Below are 18,776 nucleotides of genomic sequence, written 5' to 3'. Positions count from 1 at the left end.
TGCTAAGGTACGCAGTGATACACCCTACGGATATAGCCTGCGTATATCACTGCGTACTATCAACCGCCGGCGGCAGACGAGGGCTTTAATATCAAATATCTTGGTGAACTATTGCGAAACTTTTAGTTAATCCAGCAGCCAGCTAAATAAACCTTTAACTGTCAGATTGAATTCTCTGGCAAATTCTGGCACTGGTAACAGTACATCTGGTTCGTCAAAAAATGCTGTTGGTCGATCGCGCAAATAAACAAATACACATTGCTCGGAGGGGTCAATCAGCCAGCCCATTTGCGTTCCGCGAGCCAAGCAATGTAGAATATTTTTAGTTACCTTTGTTTGGCTTTGGTCGGGCGAAAGAATTTCTATCGTCCAATCTGGAGCAATTGAGAAAACATTAGCCACTGCACCATTTTCCTGGCGAGGAATCCTGTTCCACAAGAATATCGAAACATCGGGTATAATCGATCGCCCACCAAAAGTGCAACGGAGTTCACAGAAAGCTCGGGCAATCTTCTGGGATCTTAGCACCGAGTTAATGGCAGGTGGCAATTCTGTCTGAATTGCACTGTGTTCTCCTTGTGGCATTGGTTTTTGGATGATGCGTCCATTAATGTATTCGCTGGCGGGTTCCGTTTCCGGCAGATTCAGAAACTCTTCTAGGGTAAGGGTTTTCGTGGGAGTCTGTAGCATTTTCAGGTTTCCTAAACAGAGGCGAGATAACTTGTTATTTTACTTTCGGGCGATCGCACTATCGGACTTGCGATCGCCCGCGCGATCAAAATGGCGTCGCCACCTGTAAGCTGAGCCTTGAACCCAACTGCGGATGCTCAAAGGAGAGTTCCCGCGCGTGCAAGTGCAGTCGGTTCGCAGGGGCGCGACATCCGTAAAGTCGATCGCCCAAAATCGGTATTCCCAACCCTCGAACATCCGCTGCATGAACCCTCAATTGATGCGTGCGCCCCGTCAGCGGCAAAAACTCGACGCGAGTACAATTTCCCTCCTTCGCCATTACCTGAAACCTAGTAATGCTGGGTTTTCCGCACTCCAAATTAACTTGCTGAACCAGGGAATTTTTCGGGTCTTTTTTTACCGGGAGTGCGATCGTCCCCGCCTCTATGTTGACAGTCCCCGAAAGCACTGCTTCATAAACTTTGTGAACCCGCCGTTTCTCAAATTGCAGGCTTAGTTGACTGCTGGTTTCTTTGTCCCGCGCCAGCAACAAAATCCCAGATGTTGCTAAATCTAACCGATGCACCGCCGTCAGTTCTAACCCGTCCTGTAACAAGTTTTGCAAGCGACTCAAAACGCTATCTTGATTTTCCAGATAACGACCTGGAACTGACAGCAAGCCTGAGGGTTTGTTGACTGCAATTAACCATTTGTCTTCATAAACAATTGGCAGCATTTCCTGGGGATTGGTGACTGGCAAGATGCTCGTTCCAGCAAATTTTTTGAGATTTGTGGGATGGGCATCTTGCGCGCCCCAAGAGCGATCGGTAACGGGCAAGATGCCCGTTCCACCATGATTGTTTTGATGAGTTGTGGGGAGTAGGGGTTGGGCATCTGGCGCGCCCCNGTTGTGGGGAGTAGGGGTTGGGCATCTGGCGCGCCCCAAGAGCGATCGGTAACGGGCAAGATGCCCGTTCCACCATGATTGTTTTGATGAGTTGTGGGGTGGGCTTCTAGCCCGCCCCTAAAAGTCTGACTTGTCGGGCGGGATTCGATGCCACCATTAAAAGACTGATTTACACTTTTTTTCGATGAAGCTTTTGACAGACTTTTGCTATTAGCTGACGATGTAAAAGCCGGGTAAGCTTTCGGCCCCGAAACAATTGGATTTTGTGGCAATCCTGACAGCAAAAAACCCATCAACGGCTGACACCGATCGCTACAAGCACCATAAAACTCTCCCGGAACTTTGTCACCCGATGGCGGCCCCCACCAAAATTCAGCCATTGCTAGCGGTTTCAGATTGTTTGCTGCCGCGCAGTGCAGCAATTTTGGCGCGCAGCAGTCGCCGGTGCCAGTCGGAATAGAATTAGTTGGCATCAATTCCTGGATCGATCGCGATTTTCCCAAAAAATTCACCAGAGTGTAAGCTGCGTGCATCTCGGCCTGAAGTTGGCGGGAAAGTTCTTTTCGCCCTTGTTTGAGCACCCGCATCCGCTCATTGGCAGCTTCAACGATCTTTTTTAGAGGCTGCAATATTGCATCCCGCTGCCGTTTTAATTGCCTGCATTCAATTCCCTCCAAACGGCTTTCTTGATTTAGTTTTTCCAGGGCTATTAAGAGTGTGTCTCCTGCGAGAGTTTGACTGCTTAGCTGACGTTGTTCGTCTCGCTGCTGCTTGCAATTGCGGTGCCGCGCATTCAAAACTTGCAATTGCAATTCAAATTCGCTCAATAAGGCTGCATATTCCTGTCGCTGCGGGAGTTGATTCAGTGCAATCAGTTCCTGTTTCATCGCCTCCAATTGGGCCAGCGTGCGCGCTTCTGTCAAAGCAACTCGCGATCGCCCCGGAATCGGTGGCACCCACCCGTCAACAACGCTAGAACCGTTCAGCAACCCAGAAAATGCTTTGAGAATTCGCTGTTCCCCCCAAGGCATTTCCACGAGCAAGATGCCGTACATCTTCCCCTCGCGATCGTAGGAATCGTCAGCAGCAAGGTACTGCATCAAACCCCTGGCGATTTCTTCAGACATTCGAGTACGTGGCAATCTCAGCAGATCCGCACTTTGAGGGCAATGCCCTTCGTACCAATAACTGGGGCTAGAGTCGATCGACCCCCGATCGGAGTCCATAAAATAGTCCGTGAAATCTAAAAGCGGGTGTAGAATTAGCATATTAAATTTGATTTAAAATCTCGATCAGGACATATTTGGGGTGCATCTCACTTTTGAAGAGGGCGAAGCATGACCGCATATAAGTTATTAGTTATAATCCCCTACTGACTGCGGTCATGCTTCGCCCCTACGGATATATTCGCCAAAGTAAGATGCACCCCATATTTGTTGGTGTCTTGACCGTATTGTACAGCGGTATCTGCCAAGTAGGATGGCTGCATGTGATAAACAAACCGCATATCCTTGACGAAGAGAGCATCACAGAATCGCGAACAGTTGTGTCTGATACCGTATCCACCATAAACCCAGGAGAGCCAAGATAATGAGCGGCAGCAGACTTGATATGCTAAGTTTCTCTCAAAACAGCAGCGATTTAACAAAAGCATAAGTTAATATAGCGGATCGAGCTCTCATATTCGCGGACGTTGTTGGGCTTGGGCCCTCTTAGCGGTCTGTAGGGTGCGTCACTGCTAGATATTGGATATAACTTGCTGAAGTACGGGTGGCGACGCACCTTACACGGGAGATCAGATTGTGTGTACCAAATATATATGGAATATGCTGTATCAGTTAAGAATTAAGGCTCTTTCAGGACAGCAAAACTTTTTTCATAGCTAGCTGTCCCTACTTCCAAATAGACTGCTAGACGATAACAATTGTCTGACCAGCCGTCAAACTGGTGAAGTCATACGTTGTACTACCAGCTATGAGTTTTTCAAACTCGGAAGTTATCAAAAGTTTGTCACCTTTGGTGAAAGTCCTCGACGTGTCCGATATCCCAACGGTATAACTTCCTGGCGTTAATTCTAGTGTGTCATTACCGCTTCCGCCATAAAAATCACCACTCCCAAAACCCTTGATATAGTCTTCGCCCGCTCCTAAAAACACACTTCCACTGCTATTGGCGGCTGACTCAAAGCCTTGATTAGCAATAATGGAGTCGTTACCATCACCAGTATTAATGTTACCGCCGTTGTTATAAATGCCATATCCGGTACAAGTGCAACCATCAACAAAGATATAGTCATCACCACTGCCAGTATTAATGATACCCTCGTTGTAAAGGATGCCAGTGCTAGTGATTGTGTCGTTACCATCACCAGTTCCAATAAAGTTGAAGTTCTCAATGGCACGGTTTGGAGAGTCTACATCGGCGCTGATCGAGTCGTTACCATCTCCTAAAAACACCGCATTCCTGTTAATAAGCGTTCTTTTCCCATTACCTGCATTAAGGCGATCGTCTCCTGGTGTCCCTGTTAGTCCATCTGTCCCATTACTGCCGTCCAGGTCAACGCCGACTTCAACAAAAACAGAAGCCGTAGCTGTACCAGTTCCATCGCTAATCGTATAAGTGAAACTGTCACTACCGCTAAAGGTCGTTAAAGAAGTGTAAACTAATCGATCGTCAGTAAAGTTACCAGGCGTACCGCGATTATCAAGAACAATGCTACCTCCTTTCGTAGAAACGCTGTCAAATGCCTTTATGGTTATGACATTTTTATTGGGGTCGCTGTCGTTAGCTAAAACATTTATACTAACAGCGAGGTTCTGGTTCGTTGTGACCTTATCATTTACTGCTGTGGGAGGAGTGTTCACAGACCCGGGCGGTAAATTGATGATGTTGAGCAAGATGTTCACCAAGTCCTGATCCGTCGAGGCCTTAAGGAAGTCGCCTCCGGTGGTGTTTGCTATGCCCTCAAGGGCAGACGTATCAACACCATTAGGGCCAGTAAATATTGTAAATATCTGCACTTGTGCAGTCGTTGGGTCAGGAGTGATGGGATCGTCGGATGGCACAAATGGGAAAGGGGGATTAGCGTTGGGGTCACTTGGGTTAAGTAGTTGTTGTGTACCGCTCGAACCGTCACCTCCCAATGTCAGGTTAAAGGTATCGACTGAGCCGCCCGCTCCCGCCACTGAGGAACGCGCTCCTATCGTGGCTCCAATACTACTAGCAAGGGCGTTCACTTGGCCAGCTAGGGCGCCGTCTTTCGCTGCTGCGTCTGTAAATAGAGCGATCCGAAGCACGCCTGCGCCAAACCTCCATTGCCCCATAGACCCGTCTAGCGCAACACGAAGCCCATCAAAGGCTGTCTCCGGCAGGTCGCCGCCACCGCTTACAGTAATGCCATTTATTGCTGCAAGTGCGGCGGATTTTCTGGCTGCAAAGTCATCTTGATCTGTAAATGGAAGAATAACCGATGACGGTTGCCCAAGCGCAGTGTCCTTGAACCCGACTATCCCAATGCGACCATCCTTTTCGCCGCCAGCGAATACTGCATCAATAAGTGAAGATGCCTGCGCCTTCACTCTTCCTATCGATGAACCCATGCTGCCTGTAGTGTCGATCACAAGAGCGAAATCGGTTTGGAAGGTAAGACCACCCTGTTTAAGTTCGTATGTCTTACCACCGTCAAACTGCACGAATTCGACGTTTTTCAGCGTATCTGAACCAGCGTCCTTTGCACCGCGTGCATTGCGAACTGACCAAGAACCGTCTGAATTTTTCTTGATGTCGTAGTCAGCTTTCATCCCAAAATAAACTCCGGTGTCTCTACCAGCGCCTCCGTTCAACTCATCATCACCACCACCGCCGAACAAAAAGTCATTGCCGTCACTAGACTCAAGAATGTTAGGGGATGTCCCTCCGATCAGCAGGTCGTTCGACATACCGAGTCCGGCCGAACTCATGTCAACGTCCTCAGTTCTGGCGGCATCGATCGCCGCGCCGTTTGTATACTCATAGCCAACTCTAAGAAGATTGCCTTTGGCTTGCCCTATGTAAGATATCTGCTTATCCAAACCAAGTTCGCTCCAGATTTGGTTTACATAGCGAACGTTATCCCCCTGGTAGTCAGTGCTAGAACCATTATCTTGTTTTCCAGTCAACGCATGACCAAGCTCGTGAAGTAGGGCACCAAGTAGCGAGTACGGTACTGCTTTGCCAGTATCGTTTATGTAACTCACATCGCTAATATACGAAGGATCTATTATAACAATGCCCCTGCCAATAGCAGCTTGAAAAGTGTTCCGCTGGAATCGTATCTCTATTGTGTTCCCGCCATTAATCCAACTGTCGAACATAGTCTTAGCTGTGGACGAACCGTTATATGCTGTCTGCAAAAGGGTAAGGATTTGTGTTTCTTCGGCGACAGTAGTAAAACCTGTGAACGTCGTCTTTTGAGAAAAAGTCCAAGCCATAATTTTTTTCCTTAACGAAGAAGGTCGTTAATCCGGTATCGATCGGGGGTGAATAGGTCTTTGAGATCGAGAAGGCTTTCGTAGCGGATCTCAGTCGCTTCTGACGCGAAAAATTGGTCAACCAGAGCCTTGGTAAGATCGGTATATCCGATCGCTGCCTTCCCAACAGCTAATTCAAAAGCACGGGCTACTGACATGTAAAACGGAATCAAGGTGGTTTGCCACGTATTGCGAAACAGCCAAAAGATTTCCGGGGGCAAGCGCTTTGAAATACTGGCTAGGGCGGCAGGCTGGGCTTCTGGAGACGGTGCAAGCAGCACAGAGTCCGTGTAATCTTGTGCAAATTGCTTGAAGATTGGCTCATCAATCGGAAGCAGAGGATTGGTGGGCGAGGCACGTATGCCCGACATCAGTGCTTGATCGAACAGAAACTGTCGTTCGCTCCATAGGAACACCGCACGCACAACGAGCCTGGGCGATCGGCTGAACGTGAGTTTTACCCAAGGACTATCCAAATACCTGGTACCATTAGATTCTGTACGCTCTAAATTGAACGGTGCTAAGGGCGCAGTCTTGACGAGCCGACGGTAAACGAAAAAAAGCTTGACTTCTGGAGAACTTTTCAAATCTCCGTGGCACTGCGATATTTCGTCAATCTTGGCAGAGATATGTTTGGAAATGGTCGTTACATAGTTCTTGAAATGTGACTCCTGCAAAGTGTCAACGGAGGAGGTGCCAGAAATCTGCCTGCCGCCCGTTTCGTCGATAATCTGAATTGAAGTTTGCACTTTTGGGCAGCTTTGCTGAGAGTACGTGCTTTCGATCGCGAACACGTTGATCAGTAAGGAGGCAATGAATATTAGGGCGATCGTCTTGTGCGATTGAATTCTTAAATTGAGTGGCATAATGAAACCCTTCCCTCAACTTTCTTGTCCAAATCAACGTCTGATACAAATTAACGTCGTCTTTTGAAGAAATGTCCAAGCCATAATTTTTTTCCTTAATGAAGAAGGTCGTTAATCCGGTATCGATCGAGGGTGAATAGGTCTTTGAGATCGAGAACGCTTTCGTAGCGGATCTCAGTCGTTTCTGACGCGAAAAATTGGTCAACGAGAGCCTTGGTAAGATCGGTATATCCGATCGCTGCCTTCCCAACGGCGGATCTAAGAGCACCGGCCACGATCCCGGAGAAAGGACCGCGCGTAGTTTGCCACGAATTGCGAAACAGCCAAAGGATTTCTGGTGGCAAGCGTTTTGAAATACTGGCTAAGCCAACAGACTCGGCTTCTGGAGACGGTACAAGCAGCACAGAGTCGATGTAATCTTGTACAAATTGCTCGAAGATGGGCTGATCAATCGGAAGCAGAGGATTGGTGGGTGGGGCGCGTATGCCCGACATCAGTGCCTGATCGAACAGAAACTGTCGTTCGTTCCACAGGAACACCGCACGCACAACGATCGTGGGCGAACGGCCCAACGTGAGTTTTACCCAAGGACTATCCAAATACCTGGTACCATTAGATTGCGTGCCCTCTAAGTTGAACGGTACTACGATTGGCACAGTCGTGGATTTGATCCGCCGAGGGTATTTGACCAGCGGACGGTTAACGAAAAAAAGCTCGACTTCTGGAGAACTTTTCAAATCCCCGTGGCACTGCGCCCAATCGTCAATCTTGGCAGAGATATGTTTGGAAAGGATAGTTACATAGTTCTTGAAATGTGACTCCTGCAAAGTGTCAAGGGACGTGCCAAAAATCTTCCTCCCCGTTTTGTTGATAATCTGAGTTTCGTCGATAATCTGAATTGAAGTTTGCACTTTTGGGCAGCTCTGCTGAGAGTACGTGCTTTCGATCGCGAGCACGTTGATTAGTAACGAGGCAATACATATTAGGGCGATCGTTTTGTACGATCGAATTCTTAAATTGAGTGGCATAATGAAACCCTTCCCTCAACTGTCTTGTCCAAATCAACGTCTGATACAAATTAATTTTGATGTTTGCCAAACCAACTCCTTTTAGCTCTTTGGAAAAAAAAGTGTTGCAATGAAATGAATTGATTGATTTTTATTGCCTAATATTTAGCAGCTACTATTTATTGCCATCCTGAGCAACTCGATATAAAGAACAACATACCTCTTAATTAAACGATGTATGGCCGTTACAATAAAAGTTAACACACTGCCTTTTTGAGGACAGACTCTATTAACTCAGATCTCGCACCGCAGAGATTTGAAGGATTCTGGGAAAATTAATATCGTTTACGAATACAAGTTTCCGACACTCGTAGTGGAGAGATCAAAATTTTAGACTCTGGTTCAAGCTCCCAGATTCATCTGTGGAGTCAATCGAACATCGAAAATCGACTGACCGTATTTTACAGCGGTATACGCAAAGTGGGAGCGGTGCATAATTTTATACATTACAGTTAAGTAAATATAATTTGTGGTAATAGACCTGATATGCTAAATTTGTCTCAAAATAGCAGCGAGTTAAGAAAAGCATAAGTTAATATATAAGACCGCAATCTTGTCAACCCACTAAATTTTATATGTAAGGCGTATGCCAGATATCTCGACTTCTACCACAGAAAACTCCTCAAATCCCGAGTCCGGCCTCCTGCCCCCGATTTTAAGAATTTTTGCAGCATTTCCAGATTACGATCGGGGCAACAGACACTACGCATCGGGAAGGTACGAAGCGGCAATCATTTGCTACGGAAAAGCGGTGCAAATTAAGCCGGATTGGGCCCGCGCGTGGCTGAATCTGGGCAAAGCTTACAAGCAACTGCACTCCTGGGCTGAAACGGTGGCCTGTTGCGATCGAGCGATCGCCATTAATCCCGAAGAATATTGGGCCTGGATGCTGCGCGGGACAGCACTGTTAAGTTTGCAAAATCACCCCGAGGCGATCGCGACTTTTGACAAAGCAATTGAAATCAATCCCGAAAAGCACGAAGCTTGGTATCAGCAGGGCAGAGTTTTAGAAGAATTGCAGGAGTGGGACAAAGCAGCAACCTGTTACAAAAAAGCAACCCAACTTCATCCAAATTTGCCCGCGATGTGGTGCAGGCAAGGCAGCGTGTTGCTGCAAGCCTCGCGCTACGCTGAGGCTGTGGCGGCCTACGAGCGCGCTCTCAAACTCGTCCCGACTAATTGGGAAGCTTGGCTGAACCGAGGTTTGGCTCTGATGAAGGCGGAACGCTACGCTGAAGCTGTAACTTCTTACGATCGCGCCATTCAACTGCAACCACAAAACACTTTGGCTTGGTTCAATCGGGGCATTGCTTCGGCAAAATTGCACAAATACGGAGAAGCAGTCACAGCTTACGATCGCGTCTTGCTACTCCAACCCAATGACTCCGAAGCTTGGCTGTACAAAGGAATGGCCCTGAAACACCAGTGGCGCGATGGGGCAATAGCTTGTTTCGATCGGGCTATTCAAATGAATCCCGCTTATCCCGAAGCATGGATCGGGCGCGGTCAAACACTGTCAGAATCAAGAGATTATGAAGGTGCGATCGATGCTTTCGATCGAGCGATTCAAATTAATCCGAATTTCCCCGAAGCTTGGCTGGGCAGAGGTATGGCCCTAGCAGAATTGGAACGCTACAAAGATGCGATTATCGCTTACAGCAATGCCCTCCAAATTGAAGGAAATTTTCTAGAAGCTTGGAATTTGCGAGGCGAAGCCCTAGAAAAATTGGAGCAATACGAAGAAGCGATCGCCTGTTTTGACAAAGTAATCTCTCTGAGTTCAGAAACAGACATTACATCAAAAGTAGGATTGCAGCAAGGCGCAGCGCTAGAAAAATTGCAGCGTTACGAAGAAGCCGTCGCAGCTTACAACCGCGTTATTCAAAACGTGCCAGACAATTTTGAAGCTTGGTTGAAACGTGGCAACGCCCTGTCAAATTTGGAACAGTACGAACAAAGTCTAGCATCATACGATCGAGCAATTACTATCTGGCCCGACAGCTATCAAGGCTGGGTGCAGCGAGGCCTGGTGCTGGGGAAAATGCAGCGCTATTCCGAATCACTTGTCGCTTTCGATCGAGTGATTCAACTCAAGCCCCACAACTGGGAAGCTTGGGCGCAGCGCGGCGATGTTTTGCAAAAATTGCAGCGGACTCAAGATGCAATTAGTTCTTACGGAGTCGCCCTAGAAATCAAACCAGATTACTACGAAGCTCTAGTCAGCCGAGAAGAATTGAGACTCAAAGATGCAATGTCAGGAAAATGGTAAGACAGTTGACAGTTGACAGTTGACAGTTGACTGTTGACAGTTCACCGAAAGACGAGCGAGAAGCCCCTGGCTGTCTTACATGGTCCGGAACGCGACTGCGACTTTAGTCGCCTACATTTTCCTCTTTAATTAATATCCTTTGATAGCAGGTGAGAAGGTATAATATAAAAAGGAGGTAACAAAAATGTTTGGATGCCAACAAAATTTAATTAGCCCGGATAAAAACCTAAAAGCAATTCTCGAATTCCTGTGCAGTGAGTCATCAAAACTGACTAATTGCGGTATTTATTATGCTCGTCAAATGTATTTTAAAACAGGTAAAATACCGGGGAGAGCAGATTTGCATAAAGTGCTAGGTACGGAGAACCGAAATTTGCACTATAAAGCATTCTATTCGGATACCGCACAGCAGATTTTAACTACTGTTGCCGAATCTTTCAAATCCTATATTGGACTATTAAAAGGCATAAAAGAAGGGACAGTAACTCAAAGACCGAGACTACCTAATTACCGACAGGGTGGTCTAGCTTTAGTAACGTATACAGCTCGCTCTGTGAAGCTTAAAGACGGGTTATTAAGATTTCCACTCGGCACCAAAGTTAAAGCTTGGTTCGGACTGGATGCTTTCTATCTACCTAGGCCCACAAACTTAGACCACAAAGCAATCAGAGAATATCGAATCCTGCCTAGAAACGGCTGCTTTTACTTGGAATTAATCTACAAGACTGAGCAGGTTCAAGCAGATGTAGATCCATCTAAAGCTTTGATGATCGACCACGGAATGAACAATTGGCTAACCTGTGTAAGCAATACTGGGACTAGCTTTATCGTTGATGGGTTGCACCTAAAGTCGCTCAATCAAGGATATAATAAGCGCGTTGCGTTTTTGATGTCCGGGAAAGCGAATGGTTATTGGTCAAAACGACTGGAGAGATTGACAGAAAATCGCAATCGCACAATGCGAGATGCTGTTAACAAAGCTGCTCGGAAGGTGATTGCTCATTGTTTAGCTAACAATCTAGGTACTGTGATATTCGGTTGGAATGTGGGGATGAAAAATGGTCTCAATCTGGGTTCTCAAACTAACCAAAAGTTTGTTCAAATTCCAACTTGTAGACTCAAGGATAGAATCGCTCAATTGTGCGAAAAATACGGGATTCGGTTTGTCGTGACCGAAGAATCATATACTTCTAAAGCTTCATTTGTCGATCGGGACGTGCTACCTAAATTCTGCGAAAAACCAGAAGGGTGGCAGTCAAGCGGTAAACGAGTTAAGCGCGGATTGTATCGCACCCTTGAAGGTTTGTTAATCAATGCCGACTGCAACGGTGCAGCTAATATCGGTAGAAAAGTAGCGGCAACTTTGGGGCTTTGTCTCAAAGAAGTCAGTAGAGGTGCTTTGTTAACGCCTTTGAAAGTCCCTTTGTGGTCTTAATCAAGAATCCCCCCGATTCATCGGTGGGGAGTATCAATACGCTTATTTCAGTGGCGATATTCCAGCGCTGCGGGCCGCCGATGAGGCGCTCAAAGCTGGGGGATTTGCTTTTGCTTTGATTACCGCTGAGGGAATGCTGCAAAACAAACCGCCGCTGATCCCTTATCCGAGTCACTGGGTGGCGCTGTTGGGAAATGTCGCAATTGATGAGGGAAGCGATCGAAAGGGCGATCGATCTCGCGTTAGTTTTGATGTTTATACTTGGGGTAGAAAAATGCGTGTAGATATTCCTAAGAACTCTTTTGAGAATTATTTTTGGGTCGCCATTACAGGGCGCTAAATTTAATGCGATCGGAGACGGGATATCAGAGATTAGAAATTCAGTCAACACATGAATCCGAGGCTAAAAAGATTGATCTCTGGTGTTACAGGCAGGATATCTATGCAACCCGAAAAGTGCCCGATCTCAATATAACGATCGAGAGCAATATTTTCAATAAAACCCCATCCACCTGCTAACAGGAACGAAAAAAATTAGCCCTCAGCTCGATCGCACAGCAAAAAACCAAGGTGATGAGGCTAACAGTGCAATATGTCAGTTATCAAGAATACTTTCCGCGGGAGATTGCCCGACGGCACCCTAATTTGAAAATTAGGACAGGCAATTGCTGATTCTGCTGGCTTCATGTTATAGTAGTTTTTCAAGAATTAAATTCGGTTGCGTAGTTTGTTGGTGTTTATTTACAAGCCTCTCTCCGAATCTAAGTCTCTGCACCCTAATAGATTCTGGAGATTTTATGTCGATTTACGTGGGTAATCTTTCTTATGAGGTCACATCAGACGACCTCAACGAAGTATTTGCCGAGTACGGAACTGTAAGCCGCGTCCAAGTGCCAGTGGACCGGGAAACAGGCAGAATGCGGGGTTTTGCTTTTGTCGAAATGGCCAGCGAAGCAGAAGAAGCAGCAGCCATTGCAGCCCTCGACGGTGCTGAGTGGATGGGCCGTGACTTGAAAGTCAACAAAGCCAAACCTCGCGAAAACAACAACAAACGCTCCTCGGGTGGCGGTGGCTGGGGCGACAACAATCGCTCTTCACGACGATACTAAGCTTTGAGACTGAAAATTTGAATTTTGGTAGTTGACAGCAAGTGCGAATGCTGCTTTTTTTTCGGGTTGTTAGACTGGCTACATACAACTGCCAAACCTTTAACTCAGTTTAGCCCCCTCCTTCGAGTGAGGGGGCTTTGTTGTTGGCGAAAAATTCCACGAGGTACGCCCGCCGCGCAGCGGACAGCCTAACTCGCAATTCTGTATCGCGATCAACTGCTTTTTTCAAGAAGCTTTCGGGATTTATGGGCGCAACTCCTGTAAACTATCAAAACTAGAATTAACTCCAAAGAAAAGTTACAATAACGCAAAAGTGATATTGCTCAAAAAAACAAATAATCTTTACTGAAAATTAGCAGATCAAACCAGCCAGACCCGCAAATCAATAGATTTTGCCTGAATAAAGATGCCCAAGATCTACAGCACGGCGGAACTCATTAACATCCTCGCAGAAGAGCGCCAAGCCTGCTTGCACGGGCGACGCCTCAATTTGACTGAAACTCCTGCTACAGGAAACCCCGTGATCGATCGCTTTCTCAAATCTGAGGGCGTTCAAAAGTTCACTGCTTATCAAAATTTTAAGGCAGCCGTGCACGAATACCAGCGGGAACATCAAGTTTCTGGGATTGTCTGGCGGGAAATGACGGTTAAAGGCAATAGTCTGCGCTACCCGGGAGTGGATGACGAATTAATCGCTCTACCGATCGATTTGATGACGCTGAAGGCTGCTAAGACTGCGATGTTGGAATTCTGGGAGCGGGTAACTGCGGGGATGGATTTGTATTTGAGTATTAATAGTGGGAAGGATTTTCGAGCGATCGAGCCGATCGACGTAGAAGCTCTAGCCCAGCGTACAGAATGGGCGAGTCTCTCGAAGTGGGAAAAGTTGGATTTTCTCGAAATTTTGTTGCAGTTGGGCTGGGGGAAGCCCGAGGAAGCCTATTACAAGCGGGGATGGCCGACATCCGGCAGCGAGTACATTCACGCCGTAAAACCCGGACAGCGGCCGATTTGTTAATTAGTCAGTAGTCATTAGTCAGTAGTCAGCAGTCAGTAGTCAGCAGTCATTATATCAAATCCGGCAGCATCGTAATTATAAGAGTGCGAGCGTCTCGCTCGCGATCTATGCCGCGAGCGAGACGCTCGCACTGATATCATCCAAATATATTATTCCGATGCAGCCGGAAATGATATTAGTCATTAGTCAGCAGTCATTAGTCATTATTAGTCAGTAGTCAGTAGTTACTGATTATTGGGAGATATTCAAAAATAACAAATAACAATTGCCAACTGCCAACTGTCAACTGCCAACTGCCAACTGTCAACTGTCAACTGTCAACTGACAAAGCATCAAGCCAAACCACTGATTTGGGTCTGTCCAAACTTGCACCGGCTTTAAACCGCGCTGCGAAAGATCTGCCTTTACAGTATTGAGATTAAACTTGCGCGAAATTTCGCTGCGGATAGTTTCTCCGGCGGCAAATTCAACCGTTAAATCGAGCGCGCGCAAGTTGACTGTTTGCGCTTTCTTACTTTTCAAGTGCATTTCAATTTGACATTGTTCTTGATTGTAAAAAGCCCAATGCTCGAACTGCGCTAAATCAAAATTTCCCTGATACTTCCGATTTAAATGTCGCAGCATATTCAAGTTAAAGGCTGCGGTCACTCCTTGACTGTCATCGTAGGCCGGCTCTAAAATATCCTTAGATTTGTCTAAGTCAATTCCCAGCAAAAAATACTCTCCCGGCTGCAATGCACCGACAACTTGCGAGAAGAATACATCGCATTCTTGATGGTTGAGATTGCCGAGGGTGCTGCCTAGAAAGCAAATCATTCGGGTTGGCAATGGCGACGGGGCAATTTTAGCTAAGGCTAATTCGTAAGTGCTGACAAGTCCGTGAATTTGGAGCGATGGATAATCTGCTAACAGTTGACAAGCGCTGCTTTCTAGGATAGTAGGGCTGATGTCGATCGGCAAATAGTGCAGCGGATATTCCAATTTGCTGTAAGCATCGAGGAGAATCCGGGTTTTGGTGGAACTGCCGCTGCCAAGTTCGACGATTTCGCACGGGCCCGTCAAATGCGCGATCGCCCCTGCACACTCTTGCAAAATTGCCGTCTCAGTGCGCGTTAAGTAGTATTCCGGCAACTGACAAATCAACTCGAAGAGGTTCGAGCCGCGATCGTCGTAGAAATACTTGGGAGGCAGGGTTTTGGGGTTTTGAGTCAACCCGGTAATTGCATCGCTGCCAGCATTGATTTCTGCGGGTGTCGGTGCCACAGCGCTCACCAGCCGCTCTAAGTGCAGCCGGTTTTCTTTGGTTGACGCTGGGTTTGTCTTGTCGGAAAGTCTTGGAGATTTCATAGAGTAAAATTAAGATGCACAAATTGATATAGCACACAGTTGCGTTGCTGAAGATCGCACTCAAGCTAGATTTTTGAGGCCGCTCTCCGTTCTGTATGTTCTCACCCGATGGCGAGTCGCGTCCACAAATTAAAATTCAACAAATATCAACCTAAATTATTAAATCATTTACAAACCTTTTTTAACCTAGTATTTTTAAGTGGAAAAAAGTTTTGGTGTTTGACAAACAAATATTGTCTAAAATTAACTGGAAATAAATTTTATTTTTTAAATTTAAATCTTACAGGTTCGTAGTGAGGACTTTAGTCCGCATAAAATTAGAGGACTCGCATTCCTCACTACAAACCTATGTGATTGTAGTTGTGGCGCAGCGAAAACCCGCGATAATTTGCCGCACGCCCGGATAGTACCAATTCCGAAAAGTCGATCGCAGTGCCTGAGGAAAAGTTGCCCAACTCCCGCCTTTCAAAACCCGATGTTCTCCATCAAAATAGACTTCAGAGTATCCCCGATAAGGATAACTTTCAAATCCTGGATAGGCGTCAAAGGTTGAAGCTGTCCACTCCCAGACATTGCCCAACATATCACAACAGCCTGCTGGACTTGCTCCCGTTGGAAAAGCATCAACGGGGGAGGTATTGGCAAGATGATTGCCGTGATTGCACAGGCTGGCATTTGGCCGTGTTTCTCCCCAAGGATAGGTAAGTTTTGTCTGATTTGTGGGATCCCAACTTGCTGCTTTTTCCCATTCGGCTTCCGATGGTAAGCGCTTCCCGACGAAGTTGCAGTAAGCTTCGGCTTCGTACCAACTGACGCCGCAAACTGGATGGTTGTTGAAAGCAGGGTTTTCTGACCAGTAAAGCGGGCGATCGACTAAATGAACTTTTTGCCATTCCCAGCCCTCAGCAGACCACCAATCGCGGTTCTGATAGCCGCCGGATGTCATAAAATCTCGGTATTGACCGCAAGTGACCGGATAGCGATCGATCGCGTATGCTTCTAGATCGCACAGATGGCGCGATCGCTCGTTATCCAAAGTTTCAGCAGCATCGCTTCCCATATAAAATTCCCCGCCGGGAATCTCAATCTCTGGGGAATCGGTAATGGGTAATGGGTAATTGGTAATGGGTAATTGGGAATTGGTAATCGGGAATTGGGAATTGGGAATTAATCTTCCTTCTTCCTCCTTACTTCTATCCGTTAAATCCGTTACATCTTGTACACTGCTCGTTGCCGAACTTCCCTCTTCCTTCTTCCCTCTTCCTTCTTCCCTCTTCCTTCTTCCTTCTTCCTTCCTTAGCATTTGCAGCACGAAAGCAACTGTTTCGCAGTGCTGACTTTCGTGCTGAATAATAAACCGCCAGAGACGTTCCTGTTGTGCGATCGGCGCAACGTCCAAATAATCTAACACCTTTTTTCGCACCGCATCCAGATACAATTCAACTTCTGGTAGCGCAGGCAAAAAAACTCGTTGTTTTTTCGGCAAAATATCCGCAGCAAACAGTTGGTGATACTCAGGAAAAACTGGCTTGAACCCACCACATTTCTGCAACAGCCACAAATCCTCAGTATAAGCAATGTGACCTAAATGCCAACCAACCGGACTAAAATCCGGATGGGCTTGACGGCAGAAAGTATTGTAATCGATGTCTGCAAATAGTTGAAAAGTGCCGCGGCGACACTGCTGCAAATCCTGATAAATTGCCTCTTTACAAGATTGGATTGATTTCGATCTCACCGTCTACTCCCGTACTGATCGTGCTCTGGACTGGACACTCGTGCCAATTGCCACCAAATAAAGGCTCAGAAGCAATGATGACAGAATTGGGGAAATTTAAATCGTCCCGCAGCCAATACAGGGAAGGAGGGACTTTTGGGAAAGCAAAACGAGATGCAACGAGCTGCTGTCCGTCGCTGATAATAATATTTGCTGAAAATTCAACTTGGTGAGCGTTTGCTAGTTCAGCCAAAGTTTTCAGGCAGTTTTGCAAAGCAGCTTTTAGGCTCAGATTGCTGGCTGTTAATTCATTGACAAATAAGCCGAAGATGTGCTCTGAATCTGTAGTACCGTTAATTGATTGATAAAGGGTATCGTTGAGCCGATCGCGAATTGGTCTGTAAAGACTTTTGCGAAAATTCTGCACAAAGCCGTTGTGTACGAACAACAGGCGATCGTGTTGAAACGGCTGACAGTTGCTCAAATCTATAGCTTGTCCTGAAGTTGCACTGCGAACATAGGCGATCGCACAGCCGGATTCAACATATCGGCTGATACTCGGCAGATTGATGTCGTTCCAAATTGGCTGTACATTTTTATAAGTAAACGGATCGGTATCGAGGTGCGGGTGATACCAACCGATACCAAAACCGTCAGCATTGAGCAAGCCCGAAGTCATTTCGCGGGGCTGGTAACTCTGCACAATTAGCGAATGTTCCGGCTTGTACAGAATAGAATCGAGTAAAATCGGCTCGCCGAGGTAGCCAAGCAAACGGCACATAAAATTTTGTAAACAAACAGATTAGCATTGTAAATCATTTGCCGACAATTTTCCGGCAAGCGTTTTTTGCAGCATGAGCTTGCCCATCTTTAACAGGCTCGATCGCCCTTTTTTTGCAGTCTGCTGCCAGCATCTCCGTACAAACGGTACAGTAAAGATAGAACCCCAGCAGCACAAGGAGACTCTTGAATGTTCCTCGACGAACTCATCCCAGTGGTCAAAGAATTGATCCAACAGCCTATAGCCTTTGCGGGCGGATTTTTTTCTGGCCTGCTTCGACTCAACCTTCACGAAGATCCCGTTAGAAGCTGGATCGATGAGCAAGCCGGTTCAACTTCCTACACTCCTCCCGCAGCCGAAGCCACCAATGCTAAAAGCACGGGGCCTCAGTCGATCTCGATCGACTAAGCAAAAGGACTAACTATTGCAGTCAGTAGAAAGGGTTTGTCGGTGCGGCAAACCCTTTTAGTTCAAAGGCGATCCTTCAACAGTTGACAGTTGACAGTTGACAGTTGACAGAAGGAGAGCGACCTCTACCCTTAAGTCCGAGTATTGGAGTAATGAATAGTCTGATTTTAATTTCTCCCGATCGGGCGGGCGGGCTTTCAACCAATTCTTTCTGGTCAGTTTTAAGCGAGATGGCACTTGAGAGTCAAATGAACCGGTTATTATATGTAGCAACAACAAGTTTAGTTCGATCGACATGACTATCTATATTGGAAATTTGTCCTACCGCGCCACCGAAGAAGACCTGAAATCAGTATTTGCAGAGTACGGCACAGTCAAGCGAGTTGTCTTACCTACCGACAGGGAAACCGGTCGGATGCGCGGCTTTGCATTTGTCGAGATGATGGAAGATGCCCAAGAAGACGCTGCAATTACCGAATTAGACGGTGCAGAGTGGATGGGGCGTCCCTTGCGAGTGAACAAAGCTAAACCGAAAGAAGAGGGCAATCGAGGCCCAGGCATGAATAGGAACAGCGGATATTAGGAATGAAAATTAAATAACTTCCACAAGTTTGTGGGATGGGCGTCCCGCCCGTCCAGAAAGAACGGGCTCTTCTGCCCCATCCCACTTTCAAG

At 46.7% G+C, this 18,776-nt stretch carries 17 protein-coding genes; 7 read left to right on the top strand and 10 right to left on the bottom strand.

Going from position 1 to position 18,776, the window contains the following annotated elements:
- Nucleotides 1–126: 126 nt before the first annotated feature.
- The 6 genes from JGK11_RS00330 to JGK11_RS00305 all read right to left on the bottom strand — a co-directional run bounded on the left by JGK11_RS00330 (nt 127) and on the right by JGK11_RS00305 (nt 7,861).
- On the bottom strand, nt 127–690 hold the full coding sequence (locus JGK11_RS00330) for a Uma2 family endonuclease (protein ID WP_293179210.1): 564 nt from the start codon (nt 688–690) through the stop codon (nt 127–129).
- A gap of 85 nt (nt 691–775) precedes the next feature.
- A complete protein-coding gene (locus tag JGK11_RS00325; RefSeq protein ID WP_293210166.1) occupies nt 776–1,429 on the bottom strand; it encodes an RluA family pseudouridine synthase in 654 nt (217 codons plus the stop codon).
- Nucleotides 1,372–2,844 (bottom strand): hypothetical protein, encoded by a 1,473-nt coding sequence (locus tag JGK11_RS00320; protein ID WP_293210164.1) that lies wholly within the window; start codon nt 2,842–2,844, stop codon nt 1,372–1,374. The genes JGK11_RS00325 and JGK11_RS00320 overlap by 58 nt, the downstream gene beginning before the upstream one ends.
- Nucleotides 2,845–3,486: 642 nt before the next feature.
- Nucleotides 3,487–6,045: an Ig-like domain-containing protein gene (locus tag JGK11_RS00315; RefSeq protein WP_293210162.1), complete on the bottom strand. Its 2,559-nt coding sequence runs from the start codon at nt 6,043–6,045 to the stop codon at nt 3,487–3,489.
- 11 nt (nt 6,046–6,056) lie between these two features.
- Nucleotides 6,057–6,950 (bottom strand): hypothetical protein, encoded by an 894-nt coding sequence (locus tag JGK11_RS00310; RefSeq protein WP_293179216.1) that lies wholly within the window; start codon nt 6,948–6,950, stop codon nt 6,057–6,059.
- Between the two features lie 95 nt (nt 6,951–7,045).
- Nucleotides 7,046–7,861, bottom strand: coding sequence for a hypothetical protein (locus tag JGK11_RS00305; RefSeq protein WP_293179219.1), 816 nt, complete (start codon nt 7,859–7,861; stop codon nt 7,046–7,048).
- Nucleotides 7,862–8,603: 742 nt separating this feature from the next.
- Between JGK11_RS00305 and JGK11_RS00300 the strand changes: the two genes are divergently transcribed.
- From JGK11_RS00300 to JGK11_RS00280, 5 genes are all read left to right on the top strand, one after another.
- The gene (locus JGK11_RS00300) at nt 8,604–10,286 is read left to right on the top strand and encodes a tetratricopeptide repeat protein (protein WP_293179222.1); all 1,683 of its coding nucleotides are present in this window, start codon (nt 8,604–8,606) and stop codon (nt 10,284–10,286) included.
- Nucleotides 10,287–10,470: 184 nt separating this feature from the next.
- The gene (locus tag JGK11_RS00295; protein WP_293179225.1) at nt 10,471–11,721 is read left to right on the top strand and encodes a transposase; all 1,251 of its coding nucleotides are present in this window, start codon (nt 10,471–10,473) and stop codon (nt 11,719–11,721) included.
- 133 nt (nt 11,722–11,854) lie between these two features.
- The gene (locus tag JGK11_RS00290; RefSeq protein WP_293203115.1) at nt 11,855–12,061 is read left to right on the top strand and encodes a hypothetical protein; all 207 of its coding nucleotides are present in this window, start codon (nt 11,855–11,857) and stop codon (nt 12,059–12,061) included.
- 457 nt (nt 12,062–12,518) lie between these two features.
- A complete protein-coding gene (locus tag JGK11_RS00285; RefSeq protein ID WP_293179231.1) occupies nt 12,519–12,830 on the top strand; it encodes an RNA-binding protein in 312 nt (103 codons plus the stop codon).
- A gap of 406 nt (nt 12,831–13,236) precedes the next feature.
- Nucleotides 13,237–13,848, top strand: a complete 612-nt coding sequence (locus tag JGK11_RS00280; RefSeq protein WP_293198213.1) for a hypothetical protein — start codon at nt 13,237–13,239, stop codon at nt 13,846–13,848.
- Nucleotides 13,849–14,151: 303 nt separating this feature from the next.
- Here JGK11_RS00280 and egtD read toward each other — a convergent pair whose 3' ends face one another.
- From egtD to JGK11_RS00260, 4 genes are all read right to left on the bottom strand, one after another.
- A complete protein-coding gene (gene egtD / locus JGK11_RS00275; RefSeq protein ID WP_293179237.1) occupies nt 14,152–15,195 on the bottom strand; it encodes an L-histidine N(alpha)-methyltransferase in 1,044 nt (347 codons plus the stop codon).
- A 346-nt stretch (nt 15,196–15,541) separates the two neighbouring features.
- On the bottom strand, nt 15,542–16,933 hold the full coding sequence (locus tag JGK11_RS00270; protein ID WP_293210160.1) for an SUMF1/EgtB/PvdO family nonheme iron enzyme: 1,392 nt from the start codon (nt 16,931–16,933) through the stop codon (nt 15,542–15,544).
- On the bottom strand, nt 16,905–17,693 hold the full coding sequence (gene egtC / locus JGK11_RS00265; RefSeq protein ID WP_293210158.1) for an ergothioneine biosynthesis protein EgtC: 789 nt from the start codon (nt 17,691–17,693) through the stop codon (nt 16,905–16,907). The genes JGK11_RS00270 and egtC overlap by 29 nt, the downstream gene beginning before the upstream one ends.
- A gap of 34 nt (nt 17,694–17,727) precedes the next feature.
- Nucleotides 17,728–17,868: a hypothetical protein gene (locus JGK11_RS00260; protein WP_293150157.1), complete on the bottom strand. Its 141-nt coding sequence runs from the start codon at nt 17,866–17,868 to the stop codon at nt 17,728–17,730.
- 14 nt (nt 17,869–17,882) lie between these two features.
- Between JGK11_RS00260 and JGK11_RS00255 the strand changes: the two genes are divergently transcribed.
- On the top strand, nt 17,883–18,101 hold the full coding sequence (locus tag JGK11_RS00255; RefSeq protein ID WP_293150155.1) for a hypothetical protein: 219 nt from the start codon (nt 17,883–17,885) through the stop codon (nt 18,099–18,101).
- Nucleotides 18,102–18,396: 295 nt separating this feature from the next.
- On the top strand, nt 18,397–18,684 hold the full coding sequence (locus JGK11_RS00250; protein WP_293179249.1) for an RNA-binding protein: 288 nt from the start codon (nt 18,397–18,399) through the stop codon (nt 18,682–18,684).
- Nucleotides 18,685–18,776 lie beyond the last annotated feature (92 nt).

The sequence above is a fragment of the Microcoleus sp. PH2017_34_RAT_O_A genome (assembly GCF_020737885.1).
GTDB lineage: Bacteria > Cyanobacteriota > Cyanobacteriia > Cyanobacteriales > Microcoleaceae > Microcoleus.
This window is presented reverse-complemented; position numbering and strand designations above follow the sequence as displayed.

Excerpts from the sequence above, each read along its gene's own strand:
- JGK11_RS00255 (WP_293150155.1), top strand. The coding sequence starts at position 17,883 with ATGTTCCTCGACGAACTCATCCCAGTGGTCAAAGAATTGATCCAACAG.
- JGK11_RS00250 (WP_293179249.1), top strand. The coding sequence starts at position 18,397 with ATGACTATCTATATTGGAAATTTGTCCTACCGCGCCACCGAAGAAGAC.
- JGK11_RS00315 (WP_293210162.1), bottom strand. The coding sequence starts at position 6,045 with ATGGCTTGGACTTTTTCTCAAAAGACGACGTTCACAGGTTTTACTACT.
- JGK11_RS00285 (WP_293179231.1), top strand. The coding sequence starts at position 12,519 with ATGTCGATTTACGTGGGTAATCTTTCTTATGAGGTCACATCAGACGAC.
- JGK11_RS00280 (WP_293198213.1), top strand. The coding sequence starts at position 13,237 with ATGCCCAAGATCTACAGCACGGCGGAACTCATTAACATCCTCGCAGAA.
- JGK11_RS00300 (WP_293179222.1), top strand. The coding sequence starts at position 8,604 with ATGCCAGATATCTCGACTTCTACCACAGAAAACTCCTCAAATCCCGAG.
- JGK11_RS00310 (WP_293179216.1), bottom strand. The coding sequence starts at position 6,950 with ATGCCACTCAATTTAAGAATTCAATCGCACAAGACGATCGCCCTAATA.
- egtD (WP_293179237.1), bottom strand. The coding sequence starts at position 15,195 with ATGAAATCTCCAAGACTTTCCGACAAGACAAACCCAGCGTCAACCAAA.
- JGK11_RS00330 (WP_293179210.1), bottom strand. The coding sequence starts at position 690 with ATGCTACAGACTCCCACGAAAACCCTTACCCTAGAAGAGTTTCTGAAT.
- egtC (WP_293210158.1), bottom strand. The coding sequence starts at position 17,693 with ATGTGCCGTTTGCTTGGCTACCTCGGCGAGCCGATTTTACTCGATTCT.
- JGK11_RS00290 (WP_293203115.1), top strand. The coding sequence starts at position 11,855 with ATGCTGCAAAACAAACCGCCGCTGATCCCTTATCCGAGTCACTGGGTG.
- JGK11_RS00295 (WP_293179225.1), top strand. The coding sequence starts at position 10,471 with ATGTTTGGATGCCAACAAAATTTAATTAGCCCGGATAAAAACCTAAAA.